The sequence below is a fragment of the Winogradskyella sp. R77965 genome (assembly GCF_044594915.1).
Taxonomy (GTDB): Bacteria; Bacteroidota; Bacteroidia; order Flavobacteriales; family Flavobacteriaceae; genus Winogradskyella.
Genome location: NZ_CP138990.1, coordinates 2,385,173 through 2,402,867 on the forward strand (window position 1 = coordinate 2,385,173; position 17,695 = coordinate 2,402,867).

Annotated in this window: 13 protein-coding genes; 4 read left to right on the forward strand and 9 right to left on the reverse strand. The window is 34.3% G+C overall.

Going from position 1 to position 17,695, the window contains the following annotated elements; genetic code table 11:
* The first annotated feature begins 32 nt into the window (after positions 1-32).
* A complete protein-coding gene (locus tag SJY34_RS10605; RefSeq protein ID WP_400075467.1) occupies positions 33-1,427 on the forward strand; it encodes a DUF5689 domain-containing protein in 1,395 nt (464 codons plus the stop codon).
* Between the two features lie 489 nt (positions 1,428-1,916).
* On the opposite strand, the gene SJY34_RS10610 is transcribed toward SJY34_RS10605, so the two are convergent.
* Complete coding sequence (locus tag SJY34_RS10610) at positions 1,917-2,432, reverse strand: cation transporter (RefSeq protein ID WP_400075469.1); 516 nt, start codon at positions 2,430-2,432, stop codon at positions 1,917-1,919.
* A gap of 96 nt (positions 2,433-2,528) precedes the next feature.
* On the opposite strand from SJY34_RS10610, the gene SJY34_RS10615 reads away from it, so the two are divergent.
* Positions 2,529-3,407, forward strand: a complete 879-nt coding sequence (locus SJY34_RS10615; protein WP_400075471.1) for a DMT family transporter — start codon at positions 2,529-2,531, stop codon at positions 3,405-3,407.
* Between the two features lie 50 nt (positions 3,408-3,457).
* Here SJY34_RS10615 and SJY34_RS10620 read toward each other — a convergent pair whose 3' ends face one another.
* Entirely contained in the window at positions 3,458-5,536 is a 2,079-nt protein-coding gene (locus tag SJY34_RS10620) for an insulinase family protein (protein ID WP_400075472.1), read from the reverse strand.
* A gap of 16 nt (positions 5,537-5,552) precedes the next feature.
* Positions 5,553-6,872: a M16 family metallopeptidase gene (locus tag SJY34_RS10625; protein WP_400075474.1), complete on the reverse strand. Its 1,320-nt coding sequence runs from the start codon at positions 6,870-6,872 to the stop codon at positions 5,553-5,555.
* A 299-nt stretch (positions 6,873-7,171) separates the two neighbouring features.
* Here SJY34_RS10625 and rplU point away from each other — a divergent pair, with 299 nt between their 5' ends.
* Entirely contained in the window at positions 7,172-7,873 is a 702-nt protein-coding gene (gene rplU / locus SJY34_RS10630; RefSeq protein WP_400075476.1) for a 50S ribosomal protein L21, read from the forward strand.
* 42 nt (positions 7,874-7,915) lie between these two features.
* Positions 7,916-8,176 (forward strand): 50S ribosomal protein L27, encoded by a 261-nt coding sequence (gene rpmA, locus SJY34_RS10635; protein WP_013869859.1) that lies wholly within the window; start codon positions 7,916-7,918, stop codon positions 8,174-8,176.
* Between the two features lie 151 nt (positions 8,177-8,327).
* Here rpmA and SJY34_RS10640 read toward each other — a convergent pair whose 3' ends face one another.
* The 6 genes from SJY34_RS10640 to SJY34_RS10665 all read right to left on the reverse strand — a co-directional run bounded on the left by SJY34_RS10640 (position 8,328) and on the right by SJY34_RS10665 (position 17,482).
* Positions 8,328-10,100 (reverse strand): MutS-related protein, encoded by a 1,773-nt coding sequence (locus SJY34_RS10640; RefSeq protein WP_400075478.1) that lies wholly within the window; start codon positions 10,098-10,100, stop codon positions 8,328-8,330.
* An 8-nt stretch (positions 10,101-10,108) separates the two neighbouring features.
* Positions 10,109-11,008 (reverse strand): M28 family peptidase, encoded by a 900-nt coding sequence (locus SJY34_RS10645; RefSeq protein ID WP_400075480.1) that lies wholly within the window; start codon positions 11,006-11,008, stop codon positions 10,109-10,111.
* An 84-nt stretch (positions 11,009-11,092) separates the two neighbouring features.
* The gene (locus SJY34_RS10650) at positions 11,093-11,839 is read right to left on the reverse strand and encodes a succinate dehydrogenase/fumarate reductase iron-sulfur subunit (protein WP_400075482.1); all 747 of its coding nucleotides are present in this window, start codon (positions 11,837-11,839) and stop codon (positions 11,093-11,095) included.
* A 9-nt stretch (positions 11,840-11,848) separates the two neighbouring features.
* Positions 11,849-13,846 carry a fumarate reductase/succinate dehydrogenase flavoprotein subunit gene (locus SJY34_RS10655; protein WP_400075484.1) on the reverse strand — a complete coding sequence of 666 codons (1,998 nt, stop codon included), beginning with the start codon at positions 13,844-13,846 and terminating at the stop codon, positions 11,849-11,851.
* Between the two features lie 12 nt (positions 13,847-13,858).
* Positions 13,859-14,530 (reverse strand): succinate dehydrogenase cytochrome b subunit, encoded by a 672-nt coding sequence (locus SJY34_RS10660; RefSeq protein ID WP_400075485.1) that lies wholly within the window; start codon positions 14,528-14,530, stop codon positions 13,859-13,861.
* Between the two features lie 108 nt (positions 14,531-14,638).
* On the reverse strand, positions 14,639-17,482 hold the full coding sequence (locus SJY34_RS10665; RefSeq protein ID WP_400075487.1) for a VPS10 domain-containing protein: 2,844 nt from the start codon (positions 17,480-17,482) through the stop codon (positions 14,639-14,641).
* Between the last annotated feature and the right edge of the window lie 213 nt (positions 17,483-17,695).

Consider the following 17,695-nt stretch of genomic DNA (forward strand, 5'->3'; position numbering starts at 1 on the left):
AATAAAATCTTTAACTTTATAAAGACAAAAAAATGAAAACAAATAAATTAAATAAACTAGCGCTTTTACTAATTGGTTTATTAGTGTTTACCGCATGTGTAGAAGATGATGAATACAACTTACCAAACCTCTCAGTAAATGAAGTTGAATTTGGCGAAGATGATATTATAATTGATATTGATGCCGTACTAGGTAATTTCAATCAGAATGGAGAACCTTATACGTTCGAAGATTTTGACAATTATGATGTTTACACATCTGGTTATGTAATTTCTAGTGATGAAGGCGGAAACTTTTTTGAAGAATTAGTAATTCAGGATAAAGCTGAAAACCCTACAGCAGGTGTTGTAATTCAAGTAGATGTTAATCCTTTATTTACACTTTATGAATTTGGGAGAAAAGTATTTATCAAATTAGATGGTTTAACAATCGCCGACGACAATGGTGTACTACAATTAGGTACTGCTGCAGGAAATAGTATAGAAAAAATCTCAGGTGCAAAAAGAGCTGAGCATATTATTTTAGACCCAGAGGTTGCTACTATTATACCTTTAGATGTTACCATAGCTGATTTTACAAATGATTTAGAAAGTCAATTTATTCGATTAAACGATATGCAGTTTAATCGAAATGATGTTTTAGGAGAAAATCCTTTGACTTTTGCTGCTGAAGATACAGATGAATTTGATGGTGAACGTAGCGTTGAAAGTTGTGCCACTGGTGCATCTGTTATTATGAGCACAAGTACATTTTCTGATTTTAAAAGTTTAACACTTCCGGCAAATAGAGGATCTATTTCTGGTGTCCTCACCAGAGATTTCTTTGATGATTTTTATACTATAGTTATCAATTCTCCTGAAGACATCAATTTTGATAATGAAGAGCGTTGCGATCCAGATTTCTTCGAATGTACAACCACATCTGGTGGAGGCTCAGTATTTTTCTCGGAGAATTTTGAAAGCTTTGCAGGATATGCTGCTGAAGGTTGGACCAATGTTAATATAAGCGGAGGCAATACGCAATGGGTTACTGGTAGTTTCAGTGGTTCAACTTATGCACAAATCTCAGGATTTAATAGTGGTGATGATGAAATCAATGTTTGGTTGGTAACTCCAGAAATAAATATGGATACAACAGATGGTGAAGAATTATCTTTTGATGTTCAAGCTAACTTTGACAGCGGAACTATATTAACAGTGTATGTGTCTTCTGATTTTACAGGTGATCCAACAACAGCGACATGGCAGCTACTAGATGCTACAATACCTGCAGGGCCTAGTGGTGGATTCGGTACTTTTGAATCTGTTGGCCCAATCAATATCTCTTGTATTGACGGAAATGTACATTTTGGTTTCTTTTACGAAGGTTCAGACCCAAGCGCAACAACAAGATACCATGTAGATAATATTGAAGTTACTGGTAACTAAGAAATTATAAAATAACTAAAAAAGCCGCATCTTTGTTTTAAAGATGCGGCTTTTTATTTTTCAATAAACAACCTATGTTAGACACTTTTTATATTTCCATTTTTAACAATTACAAAAAAACTTTAGGAAAGCGAAGTTTAACCATTGCATTATTATACATCAACTTTCTAGAGTTATCTATCATATTAGCTTTGGCTGCCTTTTTTATGGCATTTGCAAGTCAAATGAAAATGCTTGTAATGTCGCCAACTAAATTTTGGATATTGTTTGCCTTGATCACCCTATTCGTAATATTTAAAAATTGGATGCGCTATAACGGGAAGAAAAGAAATATTCTCAATGCAAAATCAAAAAATATACGCACTTCAATATATTTATTGTGGTTTTTACCTTTTGGCTGCTTAGCTATTGCATTTATTTTACTGCAAGTACAATAAAAAAACGCCATCCTTATCAGATAGCGTTTTAATTTATATTTTATTTCTCAGCTTACTCAGCTTTTTTCTCACCACTGCAACATGCTTTTTTGCAATCTTCTTTACAAGCGGCCTTTTCTGCTTCAGTTTTATTTGCACAACATGCTTTATCACAGTCTGCTTTACAAGCTTTCTTTTCGGATTCAAAGCTATCAACCTTTTGCATATCTTTTACTTTGTAGATATCAGCTACTTTAGTCACTGTTTCTTCTAACGATTTTGGAGTTACTTTGGCTTCATCGTACTCAACCATGGCTAAACGCTTATCAAAATCTACTTTTGCAGATTTAACACCTTCCATTTTCGCCATTTTCTTTTCAATGGTTTTAGCACAACCCATAGCACAGGTCATTCCATCAATACCAAACTCTACTTTTGCATAAGTAGCATTAGGATCTAAATTTTGAGCAACATCTTTTTTAGAAACTTCTACATCTACTGTTTTAACTTCTGGTTGTGTTTCGTTCTTACAAGATGAAATAATAAGGGATAAAACTGAAACTATAAAAATGTTTTTTAATGTCTTCATATATTAAATCTATTATATTTTGGATAAATCTAATAAATATTGACGTTTCTTGCGAAAGAATTAACGAATTTTGTGATTTGTTTACAGAGCTTTTGTATGAAAAACCCGAATATAAAATGGATTTATCTTGTAATACTTTCTATCATTTGGGGAAGTTCATTTATTTTAATTAAGAAATCACTCTTAGGTTTAAATCCATACCAACTTGGTGCTCTGAGGACTATAATTACAGGGTTAATTCTATTAGTTGCAGGATATAAGACACTCAAAAATATCCCTAAATCTAAATGGAAATGGTTGTTAATTTCCGCACTACTTGGGTCTTTTATTCCAGCGTTCTTTTTTGCCATTGCAGAAACTGAAATTGATAGTGCCGTAGCTTCTATATTGAATTCTTTAGTACCCTTAAACACCATTTTATTGGGTTTTGCAGTGTTTAGAATTGCATCAACTAAGCGGCAGGTTTTAGGTGTCATTATTGGCTTTATTGGCACTGCTATTTTAATTTTAAAAGGAGCTGAATTAAATCCTAATCAAAATTACTTATATGCAGGTTTTGTAATAGCTTCGACATTAATGTATGCGGCCAATGTAAATATTATAAAACGTTATTTACAAGATGTGAAGCCCTTAGCAATTGCTGCAGGAAATTATGTCTTTATTGTAATACCAGCTATAATTATTTTATTATTTACAGACTTTTTTACTTCAGAACGCTTTAATAATCCGTATTTACTAAGTTCATTAATATATATAACCATACTATCTGTTCTAGGTACCGCAATGGCAAAAGTAATTTTCTTTAAGCTGGTTCAAATTTCTACACCTGTTTTTGCCTCTTCAGTGACATATATTATGCCTATTGTGGCTTTAATTTGGGGAATTGTAGATGGTGAGACATTTAGTCTTATTCAAGGATTGGCTGCACTACTCATATTAGTAGGTGTCTACTTATCTAACAAAAGAAAAACATAAAAAAACCGAAGCTTTCACTTCGGTTTTAGTTTTTATAATATAGCTAATGCTTAGTTAAAATCTTCAGCAGTAACACCTTCATTAACTTTAACATCTGTAGTTTCTAAAGTTATGACTTGCGGTCCATTAACAATTTTCATTGTATAAGGCATCATTACACCATCAACTTCTTTATAATTAGAATAATCAGTAACTGTAGTTACAGTTTGACCTCCAGCTTCAGTTGTAGCTTCCGTTCTTACTAAGTAACCTGTTTCTACATCATAATATCTATAAGTTTCCTTTTCATCTTTAGTTAACTTAATTTTATAAACATCTGTACCATCAATAGTAGTCATGCTTTCTAACTCAATACTAGAAGCTTCCATAAACAACTCAGAAAATAATCCTTTTTCAGCTTTTCTAGAAGATACATCTTTTTCGTCCATAGGAACTTTTCGTCCTTGTTGTTCTTGGTATCCTTTTTCTCCATCAAAATTTTGCTTGAATAATGTACCCATTCCTTCAGCGACCATTTCCATTGAAAACTTATTTGGTGACATTTGCTTCAAAATTGCCTTTGGCTTAAAAGGTGCACCTTGGATTGTAACCTCTGCATTAGTAAGCGTCGTATTGATCTTTCTAAGGTTTTCTTCTCCACCAACGGCAGTTACATAATTTTTAATTACTTTCTCTGCTGTTAATCCTTCTGGTAAGGGTTTAGAAAATACCGGTTTATCAGTGGCGTTAGCATAAGGGTCAAAATATTTGATAGGAATTCCTGTTTTTTCAAGATTTTCTAATACTTCGCTTCCTTTACCTACAACAACAATACGCGCGTTTTCAGTTTTAAAATATTTGTTTGCAACACGTGTTACATCATCTTTACTTACCGCATTAATCTTTTCTAAATATGTCGTGTAGAAATCTTTTGGTAAGTCATTCAACTTTATATTTAAAGCATAATTTGCAATTGTTTGTGGACGCTCTAAAGCCAATACAAAATCACCAACATACTTTGCTTTAGCATTTGCTAATTTTTCTGCTTCCACAGGTTCAGTTTTAATACGGTTAATTTCCTTTAGCGTCTCAACAACAGCACTATCAGTAACAGCATTTCTCACCGCTGCACCCGCAGTAAAACGCGAAGCATTCCATCTACTTGTACCAACACTAGAACGCGCTCCATAAGTATAACCATGTTCTTCACGAAGATTCATATTCAAATAACTACCAAATCCACCTCCTAATATTTTATTGGCAATTAATACAGAATGGTAATCTTCATCTTTCATTTTTAAGTTAACATTATTAGTCAATGAAATGTTAGATTGAACAGCATTAGGCATATCCACAAAATTAATTTGTGTGTACTGCGCGTTAGTTTTTGGTTCTGGAAGTGCAATTTCTACTCCTGCTGATTTTTCCCATTTACCAAAGTGCTTTTTTAGTTGCTTCTTTACATCACCTATTTCAACATCACCTACAACAACTATATATGCGTTGTTTGGATTAAAATATTTCTCATAAAACGCTAATACATCACCAAATTGAATATTATTCACAGTCTCTTCGGTGGTAAATTCACCTCTAGGATGATTTACACCATAAGATAAAGCTCCTCCTACTCGTCCTGCAACAGCATCAACACTTTTTTCTTGAGATTTTAAGTTCTCTAAAAGTTTTTCTTTTTCCTTTTCAAACTCCTCTTCTGTTAATAATGGATTAATCGCTGCATCTGCCATTAATTCTATAATTCTATCAGAGTATTTAGACAATGAACTAGCGAAACCACCTTGAGCTCCAAAATTTAGGTTAGCACCAAGGAAATCAATTTCATCATTAAATTCATCTTTAGGAATGTTTGTGGTTCCATTCCCCAGCATTGCTGCCAAAATACTAGAAACACCTGCTTTTTTACCTTCAGTAATCGGCTTGTTGTCTATTCTTAATGAGTAAGATACTCTAGGTAATTTATGGTTTTCTACCACTAGTACCTGTATACCATTCTTTAAATCGAATTCACCTGGTACTTCTAAAGTGATTTTAGGAGCTGGTCCTAGTTCAGGTTGTTTTGATCTGTCTATTTGTGCATTTACACCCATTGCCATTAAAAACAATACAACGAATGCAGATATTTTAGTTTTCATATTAAAATTTTTCATCTTATTGATCATCTTTTTTAGGTAAATACTCAAGTATTAAACGCTGGTTAGAATTCAAATACTTTTTGGCAACATCTCTCAATTCTTCTCTTGTGATAGAACGGTAGATATCAATTTCGTTGTTTATTAAATTCACATCACCGTATAACATATAATAACGTGCTAATGAATTTGCAATACCAGCTACACTCGAATTAGAATTTACAAACTGATTTTCAAACTGGTTCTGTAGTTTCTGGTAATCGCGTTCAGAAATTAATTCTGTTTGCATTTTAGCAACTTCTTCATCCATTTCCGTAATCAATGTATCTAATGAAACATCACCTAAAGGCAGAGCGAACAAGGCATAAATACCGTAATCTTCTTGACTAATGTTCACCGCTTGTACAGCTAAGGCCTGTTTTTGCTCATCTACTAACTTTTTGTATAAGATTGAACTTTTTCCACCACTTAAGTAGCTAGAAATCATGTCTAAAGCATAGGCATCTCTATCTTTAAAAGAAGGTGTTCTGTAAGCAGCTATCACGGCTGGAATTTGAATATTACCATCATAAGCTTTATCTCTCATGGACTCTGTTATTGGCTGCTCTCTTGGTAAATCTCTAGTGACATCTTCGCCTCTAGGAATTGGCCCAAAATAATCTTGTACCATTTTCTTAACTGCAGCTTTATCAATATCGCCTGCAACAACTAAAACAGCATTGTTAGGTACATAATACTTTTTATTAAATGCCTGAAACTCTTCTAAAGTTGCTGCATCTAAATGTTCCATTTCGCCAATCGTTGTTCCTTTATAAGGGTGTACTTTAAACATACGCTTCTTTACCTCAGCCAAAATATTTCCATAAGGCTGATTATCTACACGTAATCTTTTCTCTTCTTTTACAACTTCGTTTTGCGTGTCAACACCTATTTGGTTGATAATTGGATGCAGTAAACGCTCTGATTCCATCCACAACCCAGTTTCCACAGCGTTAGAAGGAAACACTTCGTAGTAATAGGTTCTGTCATCCGTTGTATTTGCGTTATTGCTTCCTCCATTAGCAGTTACGATATTGAACCACTCTCCGCGCTCAATATTCTCTGTACCTTCAAATAATAAATGCTCAAAAAAGTGAGCAAAACCTGTACGTTCTGGATCTTCATCTTTAGCACCTACATGATACATTACTGAAACTGTAACTACAGGTGCTGTATTGTCTTGGTGCAAAATAACATGCATCCCATTGTCTAAATCGTACTCCTCAAATTCTACTTTCTGCGCATTGGAATGAAATCCAACAAGCAAGGAAAGTGCCAGAGTAAATAAACTTTTTTTCATTATTAAGTGTGTTTAAAATTTAAATTGTTTTTGTGTTAGTGTGTACTAAATGCTTTTTGTTACATGAAGCCTCACAAAAATAAGGAATGATTCGGCTTATTAACATAATAAAATGTGAAAACTCTATTAAAAACACCTTGAATTTAAAGGCACTATTTCAACACCTTCAAAAAGTCGCTTAAAAAGCAGTCGAAAACGCCCGAAACGTTTGTAAATTACGAATTTAGGAGTATATTTGCATCCGCTTTCTGAGAAGAAAGTGATTTATTTAATAAACAAATTAATAAAAACGTTACGCTATGTACGCAATTGTAGAGATAGCAGGGCATCAATTTAAAGTTGAAAAAGACCAAAAAGTTTTTGTTAACCGTTTATCTACTGAAGAAGGTAAGAAAGTTTCTTTCGATAATGTTCTTTTAATAGGAGATGGTAACAAAACTACTTTAGGCGCCCCAGCTATAGACGGAGCACAAGTAAGTGCAAAAGTCTTAAAGCACCTAAAAGGTGATAAAGTAATAGTTTTCAAAAAGAAAAGACGTAAAGGTTACCGTGTTAAAAATGGACACAGACAATCTTTAACTGAAATTGTGATTGAAAGTATTGTTGCTTCTGGAGCTAAGAAAGCTGCTCCGAAAAAGGAAACTAAAAAAGCCGAACCAAAAGTAGAAGCGAAAGCTGCTGCTCCAAAAGCTGAAAAAGCAGCTCCAAAAAAGGCTGCGCCTAAAGCTAAACCAGCTGCTAAAAAAGCAACAGGTAAAGCAAATGACTTAAAGAAAATTGAAGGTATAGGACCAAAGATTGCCTCTACTCTAGTAGAAGCAGGTGTTGCTACTTTTGCTGAATTAGCTAAAACTAAGCCAGCTAAAATTTCTGAAATCATAGCAGGTGTTCGTGGTAACCATGTTACTGATACTTGGCCAAAGCAAGCTAAATTAGCTGCAGATGGTAAGTGGGACGAGCTTAAAAAATGGCAAGACGAATTAGATGGTGGTAAAGCATAATCGCTAAATCACTTAAGTATAACAATATAAAACTTATAGATCATGGCTCATAAAAAAGGAGTTGGTAGTTCGAAGAATGGTAGAGAATCAGAATCGAAACGTCTTGGCGTTAAGATATTTGGTGGACAAGCTGCTATTGCTGGAAACATTATCATAAGACAACGAGGTAACACGCATCACCCAGGTGAAAACGTTTACCAAGGAAAAGACCATACTTTACACGCTAAAGTTGATGGTTTAGTAAAATTTACTAAGAAAAAAGACAACAAGTCTTACGTTTCTATTGAGCCTTTTGAGGCTTAGGGAATTTTATTTCTTTTCAAAATTTAAACCCTTTCTAGAAATAGAGAGGGTTTTTTGTTTTTGTCATTCTGAGCAAAGCGAAGAATCTTTCTCTTTGATTATAATTCCTTTGTAGATAAGATTCTTCGCTTTGCTCCGAATGACATCTTAACTACACAATTTCCATCTTCTTCAATAGAAAACTAGCATTCATATTCTGGCAAACTCCTTGTTTTAGTTTGTAATCAAAATGAAGCTCATCATTTATGATTTCAGCATCAAAAAAATAGTTCTTTACAGCTTCTAGTTCGCTTTCTATTTCTGTAAGGCTTAAATCGTGAGTCGCGATAATTCCTGTGGCATTTTGTTTTACTAATTTTTCTACAAACTTTCTAGAACCAATGGCTTTGTCTGTGCTATTCGTACCTTTCAGAATTTCATCAAGTATCACAAAGTAATTGGTATCCTTTTCAATGGTATCTACTACAAATTTTAATCGTGTTAATTCACTAAAGAAATACGAACTATCATCAGTTAATGAATCTGTAGTTCGCATGCTGGTAATTAACTTAATAGGCTTGTATTTACTTTGTTTAGCACAAACTGGCAATCCAACATTAGCCATAACAATATGAAGCGCAACGGTTCTTAAAAAGGTACTCTTACCTGCCATGTTTGCTCCTGTAACGATAAAGAATTGTTCTTCACTTAACTCTAAATCACTATCTACTCGTTTTTCAGGATTTAATAAAGGGTGCCCTAAGTCTTCTGCAGAGATGGTAACAGGTTCGTCAGTTAAAATAGGGTAAGTAAAACTTTGATGATTAAAGGCGTAATTACCAAAGCTGTTAAAGGCATCAAAGAAGGTGACGACCTCAAACCAATCATCAACTTTATTTGCATATTTTGTAACCCATTGCTCTATCCTGTAACTATTTCTTATGTCTATTAAAAAATAACCATTTCCAAAAATGGCAGAAATAAGATTATTCCTATTGTCTAAAGCATCTAAGGATTTTGAAAATCTTGAAAAAATCGCAGAAGCTTTCAAATCTTCAGACTGAATCAATTTTTGTTTCGACTTTAATAACTCAGAATTAAATTCAGTAGTTTCAATAGCATTTAGCAACAATGCATATTGTCTAAAAGTGTCTTTTGCTCGCTCTGTGTGTTGCGCCAGTATATTGATTTTCTTTAAATAGCGACCTGTAATTCCTAACCCTAATAGTAACCAATAACCAGCAATTGAAATCGGAATTATTTCAGCAATTCCTAATACAATAAATACTATAGAGGCTATACTAAAAGCAATGGTTAACCCATACTGCGTTTTTCCTAAAAAAGGTTTGTAGCCTTTTAACCATGTAATGATTGAGGCTGCGGAATGTTCTATTTCAACTCCCTGAGCAATTGCCGAATAGATTTGCCTCCATTCTGGTAAATCTGCTAATTCTTGTATGGCTTTTTGACGTTCTTCAATGTTCAAAATATCATTTGAAAGTAAATTTTCAGAGAGTTTCTGAGCACCTTCTTTAATTGCTGTTCTATTGATAAATTGAAAGAAAGACCCTTTCCCGAATAAATCGATATCGAGACTGAAAAAATGTTTTGGATTTTGAAACTCAGAGCCATCCGGCCGACTATGAAAATTCCCTTTTGCTATTTTTAATTCGTCTTCATTAATTGTAATCAATCGTTTGTGTAAATTTCTTTTTGACTTTAAATCTGTATATCTTGAAAGTAGAAAAAGAAAAATACCAACTCCAACTACTCCAATAGCAACAGCAATTTGCCAATTCTGATAAGTGAAATAGGTGCCGATTCCTGTAAGTACAAAAACAGAAAGTCTAAGCAAACTGTAAATACTTAGTTGCTTAAATATACGTTTTGACTTCGCCTTATTTAATTCTAGCCGTGCGTTATAAAATGTAATTGGGTTTTGCATATCTTTAACTAAAGTCCTGAAGCATCAATAGCTTCAAAAACAGATAAAATAATTTCGACTGCGTTTTTATAGAACTCTGGTGAAATATCCTCAAAGTCATCTGTCGGTTTGTGGTAGGCAGCATGATCTTCATTACCAAAGTAGAGAAATGGAATCTTAGCTGAATGAAATGGTCCATGATCCGACGCCATAGTCCAATCGTCCTTGTTGTCGGTACCGTCGTGTCCTTGTAAAAGCTTTGTTTTAGTTGGATTTTTAAATCCATCAAGAATTGAGGTAAGCCATTCTGTATAACGTGCACCAACCGCATATAACTCATCCTTTGCACTACGACTTATCATATCCATATTTAGATTCACCAAAATTTTACTAGTATCAAAAGTGTCAACGAAATATTTAGCTCCCTTGAGTCCCAATTCCTCGGCATCAAAAGCAGCTAATATCACTGAATGCTTAGGTGGGTTATTTTTAAAATATTCAGCAAAAACTATAAGTGCAGCAACACCAGATGCGTCATCATCAGCACCATTGTATATTTTACCTCCAGAAATCCCAAGGTGGTCATAATGTGCGCTGATAACAATATATTTATCTGGTGATTCAGTTCCTTTAATCTCAGCCAAAATATTTGTAGCATTGTATGCTTTCTTTATACTTTTAAAAGAAAATGGTTGTTCGTATTCTCCGTCAAGACCGTCAACATTAAGATTTCTAAATTGCTCAATGATATAAGCTCTAGCAGAATCATTGCCTTTTTCTCCAGTTCTACGACCTTCGAATTTATCTGAACTGAGGATTTCTATATGCTCTAAGAGTTTGTCCTCGTTAAGTTTTTGGGTTTCATTCTGTGCGAAACTGAGCATCGCAAAAAATAAAAGACATACTAGGTAAATTATTCTGTTTTTCATTTTAGAGTTTTAGGGTTTAATTCAAATTAAAGAAAAAATCCTAAGTAAATACTTAGGATTTTAATAAATATATGTTAAGATGTATTATCCTTTAAAACTGGCGGCTAAATACTCGCGGTTCATACGTGCAATATTTTCTAAGGAAATGCCTTTAGGACATTCAACTTCGCAAGCTCCTGTATTAGTACAGTTACCAAAGCCTTCTTCATCCATTTGCTTAACCATGTTTAATACACGATCTGTTGCTTCAACTTGTCCTTGAGGTAAAAGTGCAAATTGGGATACTTTAGCTGATACGAATAACATTGCTGAAGAATTTTTACAACTTGCTACACAAGCGCCACAACCAATACAAGTGGCAGCATCAAAGGCCATATCCGCATTATGCTTTTCAATCGGAATCGCATTTGCGTCTTGAGTATTACCAGATGTATTTACAGAAATAAATCCTCCTGCATGTTGTATACGATCAAAGGCACTTCTATCTACAATTAAATCTTTAATAACTGGAAACGCTGTAGCTCTCCAAGGTTCTATAAAAATAGTATCACCATCATTAAAGCTTCTCATATGCAATTGACACACTGTAACCATAGAATCTGGTCCGTGAGCTCTACCATTTACATACATTGAGCACATTCCGCAAATACCTTCTCTACAGTCATGATCAAAAGCAATTGGCTCTTCATTTTTATCGATAAGCTCTTGATTTAAAACATCAAGCATCTCTAGAAATGACATATCTGGAGATACATCGCTCATAGGATAATCTACAATCTTTCCTTTATCATTAGCGTCTTTTTGACGCCATATTTTTAACGTTAAATTCATAGCTTTTTTTTATTTGTAACTTCTCTCTTTCACTTCAATATTTTCGTATACTAAATCTTCTTTATGAAGTACAGCATCTTTTGGTTCTCCTTTATATTCCCAAGCAGAAACAAACTGAAATTCTTTACGACGCATCGCTTCTCCTTCAGCAGTTTGATACTCCTCTCTAAAATGCCCTCCTGCAGATTCTTCTCTAACCAAGGCGTCTTTAGCGAATAATTCTCCTAATTCTAGAAAATCAGCAACACGACCAGCTTTAGCTAATTCTTCATTGTATGCATCAGCTTTTCCAGGAATCTTCACATCTTTCCAGAACTCCGCTCTCAATTCCGCAATTTCTTCAATTGCTTCCTTTAGATCTTTTTCGTTTCTAGCCATTCCGCATTTATTCCACATAATTTTTCCTAGCTTTTTATGGAAATAATCAACAGAATGTGTTCCGTCATTATTGACTAATTTATTGATAATATCGGTTGCGCTTTTTTCAGCTTCGTCAAATTCTTTCGTCTCTGTTGAGATTGGTCCAGTTCTAATATCATCGGCTAAATAATCACCTATAGTGTATGGTAAAACAAAATATCCATCAGCCAAGCCTTGCATCAATGCCGAAGCTCCAAGTCTATTTGCTCCATGATCTGAGAAATTAGCTTCACCTATACAGTATAAACCAGGAACCGTTGTCATTAAATTATAATCTACCCAAACACCTCCCATTGTGTAATGCACTGCTGGATAAATCATCATAGGCGTTTCATATGGATTCTGATCTACGATTTTCTCATACATCTGAAATAAGTTTCCATATTTATTCCTTACTATTTCTTGACCTAGTTTTTTAACTAAAGCCTCATCATTTTCATCTAGTCCTTTTACGTGTGCTTGCTCTTTTCCATAACGCATAAACGCTGAAGCAAAATCTAAATAAACGGCTTCACCAGTTTTATTGACTCCGTAGCCTTCATCACAACGTTCTTTAGCAGCTCTTGAAGCTACATCTCTTGGCACTAAGTTTCCGAATGCAGGATAACGTCGCTCTAAGTAATAATCTCTATCTTCTTCAGCTAATTGTGTCGGTTTTAAACTTCCATCACGAATCGCTTCTACGTCTTTTTTGTGTTTTGGCACCCAAATACGTCCATCATTTCTCAACGACTCAGACATCAATGTTAATTTTGATTGATGATCTCCAGATACCGGAATACATGTTGGGTGAATTTGTGTATAGCATGGATTTGCAAAGTAAGCACCTCGTTTGTGTGCTTTCCAAACCGCTGTTACATTAGATCCCATTGCATAAGTAGAAAGATAAAATGCGTTTCCGTAACCACCTGTTCCTAAAACTACAGCATGAGCCGAATGTCTTTCAATTTCACCTGTCACTAAATTACGAGCAATTATACCTCTTGCTTTACCATCTACAATCACAACATCTAGCATTTCGTGGCGCGTAAACATTTTTATCTTTCCACGACCTATTTGGCGATTCATTGCCGAGTAGGCTCCTAATAAAAGTTGCTGACCCGTTTGTCCTTTGGCATAAAACGTACGCGATACTAATACACCACCAAAAGATCGGTTATCTAATAGTCCACCATAATCACGTGCAAAAGGAACTCCTTGAGCTACACATTGATCGATGATATTAGTAGATACCTCTGCCAAACGATGAACGTTAGCCTCACGCGAACGGTAATCACCACCTTTTACAGTATCATAAAATAAACGGTATGTAGAATCACCATCACCTTGGTAATTTTTTGCTGCATTAATTCCTCCTTGCGCTGCAATTGAGTGTGCACGTCTTGGTGAATCCTGAAAGCAAAATGCTTTTACATTATAGCCTAATTCCGCTAGTGTTGCAGCTGCTGAGCCTCCTGCTAATCCTGTTCCTACTACAATCACATCAATAAGACGCTTGTTGGCTGGATTAACAAGGTTAATTTCATTTTTATGATTTGTCCACTTATCTGCAAGTGGTCCTTTTGGTATTTTAGAATCTAAAGCCATACAAGCTGTTTTTTAGTGGTTAAAATGGTGAAATAGTGCAATGAAAATAAATCCAAGTGGAATTAATATTGAATATGCTTTTCCTAATCCCTTAATGCCTTTGGTATACTTATTATTAGCTCCCACAGATTGAAAAGCAGAGTCAAATCCATGTAATAAATGTAACGCTAAGAATACAAAACCGATGCAGTATAATGCTACTCTCCAAATAGGAACAAATTTGTGGACTAATTCCTCATAATATCTAAATTCACCGTTATGCATTCCACTCATATCACCTACTATATATTTGGTGTTTATTTCTGGAATCCAAAAATCAATAAAGTGAATGATTAAGAATACAAGGATAAATCCTCCACTCCAAATCATATTTCTACTCATCCAAGTAGAATTCCCTGAGGGACTATTCTTTGCATAGCTTACTTTTCTTGCCTTATTGTTTTTTATTTCTAAAACGAATCCCATTGCAAAATGGAAAATCACACCAAAAATTAAAACAGGCTGTAATGCAAATTGTACCAACGGATTTGTTCCCATAAAGTGAGACACTTCGTTAAAAGTATCTGGACTAAATACAGAAAGAATATTGATTGCAAAGTGTTGTAATATGAAAAACATTAGGAAGAGTGCCGAAAGTGCCATGGCAAACTTTCTTCCAATCGACGAATTTAGAATTCCGCTCATTGTTGAATTAAACTTATAGTTAATCTTACAAAGATACAGTGCAATTGGCGTTTTGCCAACTGCACTGTACTATAATTAATTATTTAGAATGGTTTTAAGTAAATGCTATTATTTAACCTCAAGCGTTGTTGTAGTTTCATCAATTTTAATAGTATAAACTCCTTTGGGTAGGTAATTCTTTTTATTCCCAGTTTCTCTAAAATCTAATTTACTGTCTTCCTTCATTAAGGCTTTTTTTCCTTTATCAGTCAACTCTAAATTGTAATCCACATAATTGAACCCTTTATCAACATCAACAGACATCCTATTCAATTCAGATCCTTTTTCTGATAAGATCTTAATCACTTTTTTACCTGAAGAATTGCTGTAAAATTGAATCGATTTTTCTGGTTCAAAAGCATCTCTCCATTGACTAAATGAATTTCCCCAACGACTCGAATGACGTACAGAACTTAAATCGAAAAACGTAATAGATTTTGATTTTAAATCTGAATTCATTTTCTGTAAAGCGGATATGTCTGCTTTGTAAATGCTTCGACCATGTGTACCTAATAATAAATGCTTCGCTTCAGGCTGAACAGCAATATCGTGAACTGCCACATTTGGGACTCCATTTGAAAACACTTCCCAAGAATTTCCCATATCAAAAGATACATAGGCTCCATTATCTGTGCCCAAATACAGCAGATTTTCATTTTCAGAATCTTCTTTTATCACATTTACGGGCGATGCAGGAATAGTCCCTCCAATTGCCTTCCATGTTTGTCCATAATTATCACTCACATACGCATAGACTTTAAAATCATCCCAACGATAACCATTCAAGGTTACATAAACCCTTTCTTTTTTATGTTGTGAAGCAATGACACGACTTACCCATAAATCTTTAGGTAAATTTCCTGTAATATTAGTCCAACTGCCTCCTGCATTTTTAGTCACATGTATTAAACCATCATCGCTTCCTGTGTAAATTAATCCAAACTGATATGGACTTTCACTAATTGACGTTAATGTACCATAAGCTACATTTCCTTTTTTACCTCCATTTGTTAAATCGCCACTAATCGCTTCCCAATCATCTCCTTGATTCATAGAACGCATTAATTTATTCCCACCTAAATAAAAAATATCTTGATTGTGAGGAGATAATAAAATTGGTGTTTGCCAGTTAAAACGGTATGGGTTTTCACCTAAGGTATGTTTAGGCTGAATATATTTTTGCTCATCTTTTTCTAAGTTGAGCCTAAAGTAATTTCCAAACTGGTAACCTGTATACACAATATTAGAATTACGACTATCTATCTGAATTTGCATACCATCACCTCCCATAATGCCTTTCCATGGGTACTGTCCGCGTTGCTGCCAACTTTTGTTTTCTCTAGCATTATGTGCTCCTTTCCAAACACCATTATCCTGTAAACCACCATACACATTGTATGGTTTTTCATTATCTACATTAATAGCATAAAATTGACCAACTGAAGGTGAGTTGTTTTTAATCCAGTTTTCACCATCGTCATACGTAATATTAACTCCACCATCATTTCCATTAACTAAATGATTTGGATTTTTAGGATTTATCCAAAGCGCATGATGATCTGCATGTACATTTTCTGCACTTATAGATTCAAAAGTCTTTCCATTATCCTTTGATTTTAAAATTGGTACTCCATAAATATAAATGTCATTTTCATTTGCTGGAGGCACATGTATGTGCCCAAAATAATAGCCATAACTAAAATAAATACCATCTAAATAACCCTCGTGTGTTTTCTTCCATGTTTTTCCTCCATCCGTACTTTTATAAACCTCAGCACCAATAACTGGAGTATCAAACAACATAGAATTAGCATCTTCTAAATACTTTGCCAAATCAATAGGCTTTACATTACCTGAGCGTACCATTTGCTTCACATTCTCAGCCCTATATTTTTCTTGAAAACCGTTGGTCTTTAAAAATCCATTCAATTTTTTATCATCTAAGGCTAAAAAATCTGAGTTTGACATGGTTTTAAAATCCTCTTTCGTTAAGCCCTCTTTCCCATCTTTTTTCTTATCATCTGGTCTTCTATATTGGCTGTCATGAATTGCATAGACTATATTATCATTAAAAACAGCAACGCCTATTCTACCAACTCCTTCACCCGTTGGGAAACCACTTTTAGAAGTTGAAACCTTAGTCCAAGTGTCTCCAGCATCTGTACTCTTATAAATACCTGAATTGCTTCCATTTCCTGAAAAATTCCATGCTTTACGATCTTTTGTCCAAGAGGTTGCATACATCACATTATAATTATTCGGACTGTGCTGCAAATCAATAATACCACTCATATTATCTACAAACAAGGTTTGCTTCCATGTTTTACCACCATCTGTCGTTTTGTAAATTCCGCGTTCCTCATTTGGAGAGTATAAATGTCCTGTGACACCAACCGTAACAACATCAGCATTGTCTGGATGAATTAAAATAGGCGCAAAATGGTGTGCATCCATAAGCCCAACATTCGCCCAGGTCTTTCCGTTATCTGTAGACTTTAAAATTCCGATACCAGCATAAGATGATCGTGATGCATTGTTTTCGCCAGTTCCAACATAAATTGTTCTAGTTGGCCAGTGCACTGCAATATCACCAACATTCTGCGTATCTGAACTATCTAAAATCGGAGTAAATGTTGTTCCATTATTTGTAGTGTGCCAAACACCACCTGAAGCATAACCTACATAAAATTCTGATGGCATTTCTGGATTCACATCCACATCAACCACACGACCACTCATAATGGTTGGTCCAATATTTTCAAAGGGTACATTTTTAACCAACGATGATTGGGTCATTGTACGTTTCTCCTCTAAAGCATTTTTAATGATTTCAGCAGAAGTTGCAGGTTGTTGGGCAATAGCAAATTGTGAACTTACAAAAAGTACAAACGAAAGAATTTTTGAATACGACATTTTGGTTGGTTTTAAGTGGCATGAAATTAATCAATTATCGCATAATCATCAAGAAAGTACATTAAAGTTTAAAATCTTATTAATTATAAAATTGACAATATTAACATCTTTAAAACATGATATTCTTTATTTTTTAACAATTTTTTAAATAAATTCATTACATTGAGCGCAATTAACTAATAAAATCATATTAAAATGGAAGAGTATTTACCT